This window comes from Enterobacter sp. 3U4 (genome assembly GCF_057224565.1).
On sequence record NZ_CP136665.1, the window covers coordinates 3,357,689 to 3,371,770 of the forward strand.

Genomic DNA, 14,082 nt, shown 5'->3' on the forward strand with positions numbered 1-14,082 from the left:
CGGTAAACTTATTTCACCGCCTCCGGCAGCGTCACAATCCACAACTCGCTGTCCGACTCCGGCTTCTTCAGCGGCTTCACGCTGAGCGTGGTTTCCACCGGTTTATCATCCAGCGTCAGCTTGCCTTCCGCATTCACCCGATAATCCTTGAGCTTCTTGCCCTCGACCGGGTTTTGCATCGCAACCTTCACGCCAAAGTCGTTATCGTTCGCCACCGCAAGCGTTTTGCTGTCGATCAGCGCCAGCCCTTCAGCCTTCTCCTGCTGCCAGCCCAGCGCGCGGAGATCGACCACCTGCGTTTTTGACGCAAGGGTAATACCGCGCTGCGCCAGGTTTTTCTCATCATCAAATTCCGGGTACTCGCCCGGCTTGTCAAAGGCGGAAAGATCGCTCGCCTTGCTGAGGTCCACCTTGTAAATCAGGTTACGCATGCCGTCGTTTTTATCGCTTCCCTGCTCAATCAGCAGGATGTGCTGGTTATCAAGCGCCACGATGTCGCCGATTTTGGCGTCGCTGTTTTTGTCATAGGCCGCGCTGTCGATAGGGTAACCGTACATCGCGGTTTTGCCGGTCGCCGGGTCGAAGCTCACCAGACGAGTAAACAGCGCCTGCTTTTTGCTCTTACCGTCGATATCCAGCGTGCTCTGCACGGCGGCGATAATCCGTCCGTCCGGCATCCGGGTCAGGCCTTCAAAGCCCCGGTTGGGCTGGCGCCATTTGATGATGTTTGGCAGACCGCCCGCGATGGATTTTTCGCCTTCCGCGGCCTGCGGTCCGTGGATCGCAAGGATCTTGCCTTTACTGTCGACGTTAATCAGGAACGGGCCGTACTCGTCGCACAGCCAGTAGCCGCCTTTGCCGTCCGGCGTGATGCCTTCCGTATCCAGTCCGCGGTTGTCACCCTGGAGCGTCTTTAAGGTATCGCTGAACGCCACTTCATTGGTGGAACCAATCACGCCGCTTTGCAGCGGCAGACCGTTAATCTCACCTTTATCGTCATGCAGCGGACGGGCATCCGTTGCCTCCGCTTTGCCGTTCTGGACGCGGATGGTCATCAGCAGCGGCGCGAAATCTGGCGTGACAAATATTTTGGCTTCGTTTTTACCCATTTTTGGCGCATCGGCGTTGGGACCGCGATCGGTCACGGTCGCAAACGTCAGTGCATCGCCCTGCTTGCCCGTAAACAGCAGGCCAGAACCAATCCCCACCGGGAGCCCGTTCGGGAACGCATCGGCAAACGCGCCGCTGTATTTCACATGGGAGCCGTCAGGGAAACTGACGACATAGCGCTCAGCGGTAGGCTGCGCCGCAAGGCCAGAGAAAGAGAGCGCACAACCGATAAGCACAGGAATAATTTTTCTTTTCATATTGTTAGCATCCAGTAATTGAAGCCAACAACGTAAAGAATAAACGTGTCAGAAAAATGACATGGCGGAAAGCGACTCGGCGTTGCGGAACGTATAACCACCTCCAGAAATGTAAACCTGTGTCTTTATCTGTGACAACTGAAACACTTTTGGAAATTATTAGAAACTCAATTAATTCATCAGGAACTAAATTCCCCGGCTCGTTCAGCGTACGTTTAATTAAAATCCTGAACCATTCATAAACACGAATGCATTACGTATTGACTCCTTGCCGGGCCAACATTAAACCAACATTTAAAATTCAAAAACCCAACAAAATCAGCATAAAAACGCGACAAGAATCACATTTGCAGAGATAAACAGCTATTGTTAAGGTGCCCTCAGATTAATTTGATGACGAGGAAAAACTCATGAAAAAGCTCAACGTTCTCCTTCTTTCCGCTCTGACCGCCGTATCAGGCTCCGCACTGGCCATGGGTGGCAGCATTGAGCAGGGTAAGAACTTCACTAACCTGAACGTGGAAATGGGTAAATCAACCTCCGGTCTGTACACCGAAGGTAGCTGGCTGAAAAACACCGACGACGGCACCACGACCGGTGGCGTGGGTGCAGGCTACAACTTCGAAGTCGGCCCGGTGATGCTGAACGCAGGCGCTAAGGCCCTCTACGTTGGCCCGAAGAAAGGCGATAACGGCGTGGCGTTCCCGATCGGCGGCGGTGTGAACGTTGCCCTGACCGACAGCATCAGGGTATTCGGTGAAGGCTATGTTGCCCCAGACGGCCTGAACAACAGCGTGAAAAACTACGTTGAAGCGAACGGCGGCGTAAGCTGGACACCAGTGAAGCCGGTGACGCTGAAGGTGGGTTATCGTCACGTAAGCGTTGATGGCAAAGACGGTCGTCCTAACCACACGCTGATTGACGGCGCATATGTAGGCGGTGGAGTGTCCTTCTAAGCCTGTTTGTGCGTTTCGCCCGGCGGCGCTACGCTTGCACGGGCCTACAATGAAAGGGGCAATATATTAAAATTGTTGCACATTGTAGGCCGGGTAAGCGCAGCGCCACCCGGCAAGAAAGGCGAAGACGTTATTCATAGCAAACCTGCCGTCTGGCAGGTTTTTTTTACCTCTTACTTACGCACCACCACCAGCTTCTGGTTCACAAACTCTTTGATCCCCAGGTCCGACAGCTCGCGACCGTAACCGGAGCGCTTCACGCCGCCGAACGGCAGCTCTGGCGCGGTATCGGTAAGCCAGTTGATATACACCATCCCGGTCTCGATCCGGGACGCCATTTTCTTCGCGCGCTCGATATCCTGGCTGAATACCGCCCCGCCCAGGCCGTAGTGGGAGTCGTTCGCCAGCGCGACCGCCTCGTCGTCGCTTTTCACCACGTACATCTGCGCTACCGGGCCGAAGAACTCTTCAAAGTACGCCGGGTTGTCGCGCGAGATGTTCGTCAGGATCGTCGGTTCAAAGAAGCTCCCGTCGTGCTGCACCGGCTTGCCGCCATAGTGCAGCGTCGCGCCGTTTTTCACCGCCTCGTGAACCTGTTTGGTCAACGTTTCAAGCGCATCTTTCGACGACAGCGGCCCCAGCGTGGTGCTTTCGTCCAGCGGATCGCCAATCTTCACCTGCTTAAACGCCTCGGTGAATTTGCTCAGGAAGGTATCCGCAATCTTTTCATGCAGGATAAAGCGCTTCGCCGCGGTACAGACCTGCCCGGCGTTGTTGAGGCGCGCATTTACGCCAATTTTCACGGCTTTCTCAAGGTCTGCATCATCCAGCACCACGAAGACGTCGTTACCGCCCAGCTCCAGCGTGGATTTCTTGATGTGCTTCGCCGCCTGCGCGGCCACCACGCTGCCCGCCTTCTCGGAGCCGGTTAATGCGGCGCCCTGCACGCGATCGTCAGCGATAATCTTCGCCACCTGATCGGACGAGATAAACAGGTTGGTCCACGCCCCTTCCGGCGCGCCCGCCTCGCGAACCAGATGGGCAAAGGTCTCGGCGCAGTGCGGCACGATGCTGGCATGCTTGGCGATGACCGGGTTACCCGCCGCCAGGTTTGGTGCCAGGACGCGCATCAGCTGGTAATAGGGGAAGTTCCACGGCTCAACGGCCATCAGCACGCCGATGGGATGATGCTCCACCCACGCTTCCCCGAGTTCGGATTGATACTTCACCGGAGCCAGGAACTGCTTCGCGTTGTCTGCGTAGTAGCGGGCGATCTGCGCGCACAGCTTCACCTCGCCGCGGCTCTGTTCGATGAGCTTACCCATCTCCTGGCTGGCGATTTTCGCCAGATCCTCCACGCGCTCGTCGATCAGGTCGGCAAGCTTATGCAGCACCGGCAGGCGCTGATTGATGTCGCCTTTCGCCCAGTCCGAATGATAAAGCGCATCGGCCGCCTTCAGCGCCGCTTCGATATCCGCGTCGGTATGCGAGGGGTATTCTTTGATGAGCTGGTTAGTGGCAGGATTTACTGTCTGATAAGCCATGTCGAATCTCCTTGTTTTACCGCTTAGGGTATTAAGGGTAGTCAACGTGACTGGCTATGGACGTAAAGTTGGGTATATCCGGAAGGTTCTTAATGAAGCGCTGCCAGACGGTTCGCTGACGTGGTATAAAAAACGTCCAGAAGGAGTTCATATGACCGCTACCCGACACGTCCGCCAGACTTTTCACCGCGCCTCAGGCCTTGAGCTGCGCAGTACCTGGCAGAGTACGCATGCGTACAAACGCCACAGTCACCCTCAGCTTTCCATCGGCGCGATTGTGGAGGGCCAGACCTGCTGCGAGTGTCATGACAGAGAGTACATCCTTAACCCCGGTGACCTCATCGTGATCCCGGCCTGTGCGCCGCACAGCTGCAATCCCGTCGCCGGGAATCCGCGCAGCTATCATATGCTCTATATCGACACCGAGCTTCCTCTGGCGCTACAGGTGATTCGCGACCGTACGCTCTTTAAGCGCTACCTTGAGATTGTTGAGACGATGTCGCCTGCCTCCGTGGACACGCTGCTTTCAGCCCTTCCCCGCAGCGCGGATAACGCAGACGCGCTTCGCTCAACCAGTCAGTTCGTGCGGCAGGCGTTTCTTGCCGACCTGGCCGCACCGCCTTCGCTCGACGAGCTTGCCCAACGATTCTCGCTGCGCAAGGAGACGCTGATCCGCACCTTCCGGCAGGACACCGGCCTGACGCCGGGCAGCTTCCTCAACATCTCCCGCGTGGAGTTCGCCAAAGCGCGGCTACGTGCAGGGGACGACATCGCTGACGTTAGCTACCAGAGCGGTTTTGCCGATCAGAGCCATTTTCATAAGACCTTCGTCAGCTATACCGCCGCCACGCCGCGCCAGTACGCGACGGGCCGATCAATATCTGACAATAAATAGCGTTTGCATCACCGTAGTCTGACCTCGGATTGTTAACCGAGGTTGCTATGGAACTGTTCTTCCCTTCCGCTTTTCTCGCCCTGGCGCTAGCGCACTTTGTCGCCCTGCTAAGCCCGGGCCCGGACTTCTTCCTGCTGGTGGGCTACGCCGCGCGCTATCGGCTGCGCGGCAGCGCTGGGCTGTGCTTCGGCATCGCCGCGGGCAACGGGCTGTATATCTTACTGGTGATTATCGGCTGGAGCGCGCTGCGCCAGTTAACGTGGCTGTTTACGCTTATCGAGCTTTGCGGGGCCCTGTATCTGCTGTGGATCGGCTCGCATCTGGTGCGCAGCCGACCGCAGGCGCTGGCGCTGAATGAAACTCGTCAGCACCGCCCTTCGCTGCGCAAGCAGATCCTGCTGGGGCTCGGTTCGGCGCTGTTAAACCCGAAGAATGCGTTGTTCTATCTCGCGCTGATGACGGCGCTACTGGGGCCGGACGTCACGCTGCTTCAGCAGGCGACCTGCGGCGTCTGGATGATAATGGTGGTGCTGGCGTGGGATCTGGCGCTGGTGTCGCTGATGGGGCTATCGGCGATTCAGCAGAAGCTTAGCCGTTCGCTGTGGTGGATTGAGCGCACGGCGGGGGCAGTGCTGATGGGGTTTGGCGGGTGGGTGCTGTGGCGGGTGATATGAAAGAATCTAATCAGCCGTTTTCTATGCCCCTAACCGATAATCCCAGTCATCCGAGTGAATAACGTTACCGTCACGGTAATGCCAGGTAATCTTTTCATAACGAAGCAGAACAAGCTCAAGATGCCCCTGTTTTTCATGGTAAGTCTCTTTCACGTCATGCATTAATGAAAACACCGTGACGACCTTCACCGCTTCCAGCATTATCCTGAAATAGATTTCCTCCTGACCGGCATCGTTGATTTTGTAAAGGTCGATAGTCGCTTTGCTGAGCGTACCGCCCGTGCTGAGTGCTTTATAGAGAAAAACGCTCGATGCATCAATTTCCTTCTCAATAAGAAAGGGACGATGCTGCCGTTTGCTCAACACTCTGCCATTATGCAGGTCAGAATTATAGCTTACGTTATGATAGAGCCCCAAAACCTCAATCTGGTTTTCACGGTCTTTAACTTTCACGCTGCCTTTTATGCTATTACCCGCATCGTCAGTTAATGACATATATCCCGGAATGGCCATTTACATATCCTTATCGAATGGAACAGAGTGTTCGACAGTTGAGATCATAACGGCGAGACATCTTTTACCCTCCGGGCTTTTTAATTTGAACATCTCCCTGATTGAATCCACAAAAAGCTTATTACTCTCTGCCTCCGTTTCGGGGAAATTAGCAAACGCGCAAATTTGTTCAACAGTGAGTAACGGCTTATCGTCTTTTAAGATTGCCAAAACGCCCGCAGGGTTATGCGGAATAGCATTTGAAAGTGCCGCCTTTAGATCTTCAGCAGTACTGGCATCCACCCCAGGTTCAAGGGCACTCGCAACGGCTAACCAGGCATGGCTACCTTTGCTTATTTCCGGGATCACATGATTCCACCATTCCGACTCACCCGTATCATTTGAATCCAGTTCCGCGACAACAGACATGGCGCCTTTGCCGTTTATCATCTGCAAGATCTGTTCAGGAGTGTGGTTTTTGGCAAATAAACCCACCGGTAAGCACAAGAATAATAGCGCAATAATATACTTCATTATCGCACCACCAGTATTGTATCACCCGAATCATAAATCATATGACGCTTGTCCTGACCGTTCATAATGATGCAACCAGCTGATGCAGAACCTGGCGGCTGACCTTTTTTATCACCATGAATTTGAAAATGATCTCGACCAAAGGTATTGGTCCCCGCTATAGGTTCAAGAATAATAGCCTCTGCACTTTTATGATTATTCCACCCGGCAATAAAATAAATACCTCTGGGAATGGGGCCTCTGTTTCGTTGACTTTCACACTCTGGCTTATCTTTCGATTCACCCGCACCGCTGTAGCAGTTAGCGACAAACTCGCCGTTATGGCTCAATACCCCTGTCGAAACTTTATACTCCCATGTCATCAATACCATCTCCTTTCATAAATAGCCCTTTATCTTATGGCTAACAGGAGCGTTAAAATGACTACGACGGTCACAAAACATTACATCCGAATATAAATAAGCACAAAAAATATAGAAAAATTAATAATAGATAATTTAGATGTATATGTTTTTTATATAGACGCCATTTGTTCACACTGAGAATGCGTCTCCCCCTTACACCAGTTTTGCACTTTTGGTTCACTTGCCTCTATCCTTAACCCATGGAAAAAATAGCTGAACTCAAACGCGCCAAGCTGCTGGCGCTGTCGCTGCTGCTGGTTGCCGCCGCGGCCTTTATCACCACCCTGTTCCTGCCGCAGACCTTCTGGGTGCGCGGCGTCAAGGCCATTGCCGAGGCGGCGATGGTCGGCGCGCTGGCTGACTGGTTTGCGGTCGTCGCGCTGTTCCGCCGGGTGCCGATTCCCTTTATCTCCCGCCATACGGCGATTATTCCGCGCAATAAAGACCGGATCGGCGACAATCTCGGCCAGTTCGTGCAGGAGAAGTTTCTCGATACCCAGTCGCTGGTGGCGTTGATTCGCCGCTATGAGCCCGCGCAAATGATTGGTGCCTGGTTCAGCAAGCCCGACAACGCCCAGCGCGTCGGGCTGCATCTGATGCAGGTGATGAGCGGTTTTCTTGAGCTGACCGACGACGGGCGCATTCAGCGCCTGCTCAAACGCGCGGTGCATAAGGCCATCGACAAGGTCGATTTCACCGAAACCAGCGCCGTGATGCTGGAGAGCATGACCAAAAACAATCGCCATCAGGTGCTGCTGGACGCCATCATCAATCGCCTGATTACTTTAATTCAGCGGGAAAGCACGCGGGACTTTATCGCCGACCAGATCGTCCACTGGCTCAAAACCGAGCATCCGCGCAAGGCGATGGTCCTGCCCACCGAGTGGCTGGGCGATCAAAGCGCGGAGATGGTGTCGAACGCGGTCAACACGCTGCTGGACGATATCAGCCACGACCGCACGCACCAGATCCGCCAGGCGTTTGACCGCGCCACGCTGAAGCTTATCGACAAGCTGAAAAACGATCCGGACATGGCCGCGAAAGCCGACAACATCAAGCACTATCTGAAAAACGATGAGGCGTTTAACCGCTATCTGGGCGAGATGTGGGCCGACCTGCGCCAGTGGCTGAAGGCGGATATGCAAAGCGAGGACTCGCGCGTGAAGCAGCGCATCGCCAACGCCGGGCTGTGGTTTGGCGAAACGCTGACGAACGACGCGAACCTGCAGGCCTCGCTGAACGAGCATCTGGAGCAGGCCGCGCATCGCCTCGCGCCGGATTTTGCCGCGTTCCTGACACGCCACATCAGCGACACGGTGAAAAGCTGGGATGCCAAAGACATGTCCCGCCAGATTGAGCTGAACATTGGCAAGGATCTGCAGTTCATCCGCGTCAACGGCACCCTGGTGGGCGGGACGATTGGCCTGATCCTGTTTTTACTCTCGCAGCTACCTGCCGTGCTGGGACATTAATCCGCGTTGGGCGGCGCGATGACGTAGCGCGTCGCCTCGAAGCGGTTCAGGATCAGGTGCACCAGAAAGACCATCGTCAGCGTCGCCACCAGCGAAAAGGTAACGGAGGTGATGCGGTACAGATCGCTGAACACCAGGTCAGTGTCCGGGTGCATGTTCTGCCCGAACATTATCCCGATGGTGGTGATGCTGGAGAAGCCCACGCCCGCCCCCACCTTCTCCATCACGTGGAGTCGCGCACCAAACGCCAGCCCAAGGCCGATCAGCGGCATCATCAGCAGCATATGGCTGCTGTGATCGTAGAGGATCAGCTGCACCACCAGAATATAGAGACAGCCCAGCACCACGCCGACCACGCGCCAGATGGAGCTCATCACCGCGCCGCGATAGTGCATCGGGAACAGGATTAAAATCCCCGCCATCAGCGCCGAAAGCGAATCGCTTAAGTCGCTGATCTGAAAAACGACGAATATCAGCGTCGCGACGGTACCGGAGAGCAGCGACTCGTGGCGCACGCGGGCGTCGTCTTTCTCAATCAGCGGCGGCGGCTTGCGGGGCTCCACGTCCGGCAGGAGATAGTTCATCAGCGCGCTCAGGCATACCGCCATCACGCTCGCTTCGATGTTGGAAAACAGCAGCGTGTGCCAGTTGGTGGTGGGGTAGCTCATAAAGTTGAGCATCACGCTCTGGCACACCACGCCCATCGAACCGAACAAAAACAGCGGCCCTTTACTCATAAAGCGAAAGCGCATCACGTACAGGGCAAACACCACCAGCGTCATGATGACCGGCCATTGCGACAGATAGCCGATGATAATCACCATTTCAACGCAGTTTAGCGCGGCGCTGAAGATAAACTGCTTCGCCACGTGGCGGTTAAACACCGGCACCAGCGACAACAGCATGATCGGGTAGACCACGAAAAACACGCCGTAGCTGGTGTTGTAGAAGCTGGAGATGCTGAGCGCAATCATGCCGGCAAAGACGATGCGCAGGGTCTGGCGAAAGTCGTTTGCCGTATAGACGATGTTGCCGTGCGGGGTAAAGACCCGCGCCAGGGTACTAATAGACATAGTGAAGCAGGCTTACCAGGTGGATCTGCATCCCGGAGAAGAAACGCGCAAACGGCCCTTCGCTGTTGTAAAGCTGCACGGTCGCGCGGGCGCCGGTAGGCAGATGCTTCGGCAGCGGCTCGTCCAGCGTCACGTGAATGCGCATGCGCTGAGCGTCGCGCACCCAGCGGTTGGAGGTTTCCGGCTCGGAGAGCTGGCCGTTAACGGCCTCCTGACCTGCAAGGATCCCCGCGTCGCTGCTGGTGACGTGGGCGCGGAAAACGTGTCCCGGGAAGGCGTCAAACACCACGGCCGCATCGGTGCCCTGATGGGTATGGCGCAGGCTTTTTTCGCGAAAATCAGCCACGATATCGGTCTGGTTGTTTACCAGCGCCAGCGCGGCCGAACCCGAGGAGGCGTAAAAGCCAGGGCTTAACTGCAGGTTACTGACCGTGCCGTCCGCCTGGGCGTAGACCTTCGTCCAGCCGAGGTTCAGCTCCGCTTCATCCAGCGCGTTACGGTATTTTTGCAGCGTCACGTTGCGGTGCTCGTCCCGCTCGCCGCGCTGAATGCGCAGGTTATGGATGTTGGCCTGGATGGAGCTGACGGACTGCTCGCTGCTCTGCCAGGTGGTGCGCACTTTATCCAGATCCGCCTGCGAGACGTTCTGCAGCGTGCTCAGCTTCTGGTAGCGGTCGAAGGTCACTTTGTCGTTACGCGCGGTCAGCACGGCGGTTTTCAGGCTGGCCTGCGCGGCGGCGATCTGCGCATCCAGCTGTTGATTGGACAGGCGTGCCTGCTCAAGCGCGATTTGCGCCGCTTCCACTTTGTTGCGAAACGGCGTGTCGTCGAGCTCAAACAGCAGATCGCCTCTCTTCACCTGGCTGTTGTTATGAACATGTACCGCCGCCACGTAGCCGGAGACGCGCGGAGACACCGGCGTCACCACGCGCATCACGGTGGAGTCCGGCGTCAGCGGGATCCAGATATCCGCGACGATAAAGTAGACAAACATCAGCAGGAAAGAGGCAATACTCACCCTTACCCAGCGGGCAAACTTTTGTTCAGGGGTCATTATTTTTCGGTCTTGTTATCTTCTTCGCGGATTGTCCGCAAATTGCAGGCGATTTGATTCAACGTAGCGCTGAAAATGTCGAGATGTTCCGGCGCGATGTTTTGCGATACGCGAGCCTGATACGTCTCAATCACCTGAGTGAGCCTTAGTAACAGGGCTTTTCCCTCAGGCGTCAGCGTCAAAAGCCGGATGCGCTTGTCATAAGGCGATACGGCGCGCAGCAGGTAACCCTGCTTTTCCAGCTGTGTCAGGGTGCGCATCAGCGGCGGCAGTTCAATGCCCTGCACCTCCGCCAGCTCGCTCATTGAGACGTTATCCCCGAGCTGATGAAGCTGCATCATCACCGTCCAGCTCGACTGGGTTAACCCGGTATCGAGAATGGCATCGTCGATGACGGCACGCCACTGGCGCACGATCATCGCCATCCGCATACCCATCGGCCTGCGGCAGAACAGTTCTTCTTCACTCATGGGGGAAACCTCTCGTCACACGCGGCCAAGATAATAGTTATCAGGGTAACTATCAAGAAACGAGAGGTAAAAGCGCAGGAATTGCGAAAACGATGTTCTCCCTCTCCCTGTGGGAGAGGGGCGGGGTGAGGGCACCAGCCCTCAGTGGAGTTTAGCGGCTAAAAAGCCCCTTAATTGCAGCCTTTCCCGAAGCCGTCACTACCACCTCCCGATATCCCGCCACCCGCTGGATCCAGCCTTTACTTTCCAGATGGTCAAGCAGTAACGCGCCTGCTTCTCCGCCCAGATGATACCGCCGTTCGCTCCAGTCCAGGCAGGCGCAGCAGGCCTTCCGACGCGGATGAGCGCTTAACGGAATGCCGAGTTTCAGGAACTGCTCCCGGCCATAGAGTGTCAACGCTGAACCGTCAGCCTCCAGCCAGCCTTCCGCCTGCATGAAATCATAGATCTGCACCGCCACCGCGCCTGCGAGATGGTCATAGCAGGTCCGGGCTTCACGCATGGCTTTCGGCGCGGTGGTTTCCGGCGGGGTAATGCGGCTCCAGGAGAGCCCCATCATCTGCTCCACCAGCGCCGCCACGTCGTGCCCGGCAAGGCGATAATAGCGATGCCGCCCTTGCGACAGGCAGGTAATCAGCTTTCCCTCCACCAGCCGGGCGAGATGCCCGCTGGCGGTCGACGGCGCAACGTCTGCCGCCGCGCTCAGTTCGGTTGCCGTCCACGCCCGTCCGTCCATTAGCGCGCAGAGCATCTTCACGCGCGACGGATCGGCCATAGCTGCCGCCACCGCGGCAATCGCCTTTTCCAGCATCGCGCTATTGTCAGGAGGTAAACTCGTCTTAAGCATGGGCCGCCCAGGGTTCGGTGATCTCAGCGGCCAGCTTATCATCATCCGTCAGCAGAATAAGGTGATTCGCATGGTCGCTGTACTGAGTCAGGATAGACACACCGCGTGCCGCCAGCGCCGCCGCGATTTCGCCCAGCTCGCCGGGGCGTTCCTGCTTAAGCTTTCTGATCACCGGCTTTCGCACCGCCTGCACGATAAACCCGGCGTGGAGTAGAACGCGTCGCGCTTTTTCCCCGTCTTCCACCAGGAAATGGGCATCTGTACCAAATACGCCACCGCCCTCCAACCCCACGCCATTGCGGCCCAGCAGCTGTCCAAAGCTCGCCAGCTCGCCGGGCCTGTCTCTAAAAATCACATGAACGTCATACATCGGCATGCCCTCCGGTTTCAGAAGTATATTCCCGCACGACCTGCGCCACCCGAATACGGTAGTACGCAAAAATCGACTCCCGCCCTTCAGCCTGCGCCGCCTGATGAAAGACGTTGTGCTTCCAGCGGCGGACGGCCTCTTCATCCCGCCACCAGGAAAGCGAAAGAATTTTGCCGTCGGTGGTCAGGCTCTGAAAACGTTCGATATCAATAAAGCCGTCGATGTCGGCCAGCAAAGGCTTGAGTTCGGCGGCCAGCTGCAGGTAGCGCGCCTGATGGGCAGGCGCGGCTTTAGCTTCGAAAAGGACTGCGATCATGGTTTTCTCTCCGTTGTGATGTTGGGGAGAGAATGCAGGATGGAAAAGCACAATGCTTCGGCAAGAAGCGAAGTGTTGCGCCGGATGGCGCTGCGCTTATCCGGCCTACGAGCTCATGTAGGCCCGGTAAGCGCAGCGCCACCGGGCGGGTTTTAGCCCACAATCGACCTCGGCTCCATAAACGCCCGAATTCCCCACTCGCCCATCTCGCGCCCCAAACCGGAGTGCTTGAAGCCGCCGAACGGCGCTTTCGGTTCATGGGCCAGGGTGTTCACCAGCACGCGACCGGAAACAATCTGCTGCGCCACGCGTCGCGCGCGGTCCACATCGCTGCCCAGCACCATCGCGCTCAGTCCGTAGTCGGTGTCGTTGGCAATGGCGATCGCCTCCGCCTCGTCACGATAGGGGATCGCGCACAGCACCGGGCCGAAAATCTCGTCACGGGCAACCGTCATCCGGTTGTTCACGTCGGCAAACAGCGTCGGGCGCACAAACCAGCCGTCCTGCGTGCCTTCCGGTCGCCCTTCACCGCCCGCCAGCAGGCGTGCCCCCTCTTCGAGGCCTTTACGGATATAGCCCTGCACCCGCAGCCACTGCTTCTCGCTGACCATCGGGCCGACGTCTGTCGCACTGTTGCGCGGGTCGCCGGATTTCACCGCCGCCACGGCCTGCGCCAGCGCGGTTTCGATCTCCGCCTTGCGCGAGTAAGGCACAAGAATGCGCGTCCCGGCCACGCACGCCTGTCCGCTGTTCATAAACCCGGCCTGAATTACCAGCGGGATCGCCTGAGCGAGATCCACATCATCCAGCAGGATCGTCGGCGATTTACCGCCCAACTCCAGCGTCACGCGCTTAAAGCTTTCCGCCGCGTTGCGCAGGATCGCCTTGCCGGTATTCGTGGAACCGGTGAACGAGATTTTTGCCACGTCCGGATGGCGGCTCATCGTTTCGCCGACCGTCTCGCCGCGTCCGGTGACGATATTAAATACCCCTTGCGGTAATTCAGCATCGCGCAACGCTTCGGTGACAATCTGCGTTTGCAGGGCGCTCATTTCGCTCGGCTTGATCACCGCCGTGCAGCCCGCGGCGAGCGCGGCCGCCAGTTTGCCGCAGATAAACCCGGCATCGCTGTTCCACGGCGTAATCAGCCCGGCCACGCCAAGCGGCGTCATCTGCACCGTTGCGGCACCTGCGGGAGTGACAAACTCAAACGCCTCCAGCGCCTCGATGGCCTGCGCAATCACCTCTGCCGGATAGCTTGCCATCCATGCCGAGCGCGAGGCGGGCGCGCCGTACTCCTCGACAATGGCATCCAGCAGCGCGTCTTGACGGGCGGCCACGGCGGCGTGCATGCGCTTCAGCGCGGCGATGCGCTCCTGCTTTGTGGTCTGCGACCACGCCGGAAACGCCGCTTTCGCCGCCGCGATAGCGCGTTCTGCGTCAACCTCATCCGCCAGGCGCACCTGGCCGATGACCTGCGCCGTCGCCGGGTTGTATAAATCAAACCGTTCGGTGCCGTGCGGGGTAACAAATTCGCCGTTAATAAAGATCTGTTCGATGGTGTGCATATAAACCTCCTCAGGCTGTGTGAGACCAGTCTGTCACGGCTTCTCC

Annotated in this window: 16 protein-coding genes; 4 read left to right on the forward strand and 12 right to left on the reverse strand. The window is 57.1% G+C overall.

Features of this window, described 5'->3' with window-relative positions:
- Positions 1–8: 8 nt before the first annotated feature.
- Positions 9–1,367, reverse strand: coding sequence for an esterase-like activity of phytase family protein (locus RVY89_RS16105; protein ID WP_484825858.1), 1,359 nt, complete (start codon positions 1,365–1,367; stop codon positions 9–11).
- 410 nt (positions 1,368–1,777) lie between these two features.
- Here RVY89_RS16105 and RVY89_RS16110 point away from each other — a divergent pair, with 410 nt between their 5' ends.
- Positions 1,778–2,323: a YfaZ family outer membrane protein gene (locus tag RVY89_RS16110; protein WP_371899398.1), complete on the forward strand. Its 546-nt coding sequence runs from the start codon at positions 1,778–1,780 to the stop codon at positions 2,321–2,323.
- A 173-nt stretch (positions 2,324–2,496) separates the two neighbouring features.
- Here RVY89_RS16110 and RVY89_RS16115 read toward each other — a convergent pair whose 3' ends face one another.
- The gene (locus RVY89_RS16115) at positions 2,497–3,867 is read right to left on the reverse strand and encodes an NAD-dependent succinate-semialdehyde dehydrogenase (RefSeq protein ID WP_484825859.1); all 1,371 of its coding nucleotides are present in this window, start codon (positions 3,865–3,867) and stop codon (positions 2,497–2,499) included.
- Positions 3,868–4,018: 151 nt separating this feature from the next.
- Here RVY89_RS16115 and RVY89_RS16120 point away from each other — a divergent pair, with 151 nt between their 5' ends.
- Entirely contained in the window at positions 4,019–4,762 is a 744-nt protein-coding gene (locus RVY89_RS16120) for a helix-turn-helix transcriptional regulator (protein WP_484825860.1), read from the forward strand.
- A gap of 47 nt (positions 4,763–4,809) precedes the next feature.
- Positions 4,810–5,436, forward strand: a complete 627-nt coding sequence (locus RVY89_RS16125) for a LysE family translocator (protein ID WP_484825861.1) — start codon at positions 4,810–4,812, stop codon at positions 5,434–5,436.
- 21 nt (positions 5,437–5,457) lie between these two features.
- Here RVY89_RS16125 and tssD read toward each other — a convergent pair whose 3' ends face one another.
- Genes tssD through RVY89_RS16140 form a run of 3 tightly spaced genes read right to left on the reverse strand, consistent with a single transcriptional unit; the run spans position 5,458 to position 6,824 of the window.
- Positions 5,458–5,949 carry a type VI secretion system tube protein TssD gene (gene tssD / locus RVY89_RS16130; RefSeq protein WP_484825862.1) on the reverse strand — a complete coding sequence of 164 codons (492 nt, stop codon included), beginning with the start codon at positions 5,947–5,949 and terminating at the stop codon, positions 5,458–5,460.
- The gene (locus RVY89_RS16135; RefSeq protein WP_484825863.1) at positions 5,950–6,462 is read right to left on the reverse strand and encodes a hypothetical protein; all 513 of its coding nucleotides are present in this window, start codon (positions 6,460–6,462) and stop codon (positions 5,950–5,952) included. It abuts the gene before it with no gap.
- The gene (locus tag RVY89_RS16140) at positions 6,462–6,824 is read right to left on the reverse strand and encodes a tlde1 domain-containing protein (RefSeq protein WP_008501321.1); all 363 of its coding nucleotides are present in this window, start codon (positions 6,822–6,824) and stop codon (positions 6,462–6,464) included. Before RVY89_RS16140 ends, RVY89_RS16135 begins: the two co-directional genes overlap by 1 nt.
- 242 nt (positions 6,825–7,066) lie before the next feature.
- On the opposite strand from RVY89_RS16140, the gene RVY89_RS16145 reads away from it, so the two are divergent.
- Positions 7,067–8,338, forward strand: a complete 1,272-nt coding sequence (locus RVY89_RS16145) for a DUF445 domain-containing protein (protein WP_484825864.1) — start codon at positions 7,067–7,069, stop codon at positions 8,336–8,338.
- Here the strand turns inward: RVY89_RS16145 and RVY89_RS16150 are convergent.
- The 7 genes from RVY89_RS16150 to RVY89_RS16180 all read right to left on the reverse strand — a co-directional run bounded on the left by RVY89_RS16150 (position 8,335) and on the right by RVY89_RS16180 (position 14,036).
- Complete coding sequence (locus RVY89_RS16150) at positions 8,335–9,411, reverse strand: DUF2955 domain-containing protein (RefSeq protein ID WP_484825865.1); 1,077 nt, start codon at positions 9,409–9,411, stop codon at positions 8,335–8,337. The two genes, RVY89_RS16145 and RVY89_RS16150, sit on opposite strands and share 4 nt — an antisense overlap.
- Complete coding sequence (locus tag RVY89_RS16155; RefSeq protein WP_484827946.1) at positions 9,401–10,468, reverse strand: HlyD family secretion protein; 1,068 nt, start codon at positions 10,466–10,468, stop codon at positions 9,401–9,403. The genes RVY89_RS16150 and RVY89_RS16155 overlap by 11 nt, the downstream gene beginning before the upstream one ends.
- A complete protein-coding gene (locus tag RVY89_RS16160) occupies positions 10,465–10,935 on the reverse strand; it encodes a MarR family winged helix-turn-helix transcriptional regulator (RefSeq protein WP_484825866.1) in 471 nt (156 codons plus the stop codon). Before RVY89_RS16160 ends, RVY89_RS16155 begins: the two co-directional genes overlap by 4 nt.
- A 151-nt stretch (positions 10,936–11,086) precedes the next feature.
- Positions 11,087–11,782: an ArsR/SmtB family transcription factor gene (locus tag RVY89_RS16165; protein WP_484825867.1), complete on the reverse strand. Its 696-nt coding sequence runs from the start codon at positions 11,780–11,782 to the stop codon at positions 11,087–11,089.
- On the reverse strand, positions 11,775–12,152 hold the full coding sequence (locus tag RVY89_RS16170) for an amino acid-binding protein (RefSeq protein WP_484825868.1): 378 nt from the start codon (positions 12,150–12,152) through the stop codon (positions 11,775–11,777). Before RVY89_RS16170 ends, RVY89_RS16165 begins: the two co-directional genes overlap by 8 nt.
- Positions 12,145–12,468, reverse strand: coding sequence for an antibiotic biosynthesis monooxygenase family protein (locus RVY89_RS16175; RefSeq protein WP_484825869.1), 324 nt, complete (start codon positions 12,466–12,468; stop codon positions 12,145–12,147). The genes RVY89_RS16170 and RVY89_RS16175 overlap by 8 nt, the downstream gene beginning before the upstream one ends.
- A 152-nt stretch (positions 12,469–12,620) precedes the next feature.
- Complete coding sequence (locus RVY89_RS16180; protein WP_484825870.1) at positions 12,621–14,036, reverse strand: aldehyde dehydrogenase family protein; 1,416 nt, start codon at positions 14,034–14,036, stop codon at positions 12,621–12,623.
- Between the last annotated feature and the right edge of the window lie 46 nt (positions 14,037–14,082).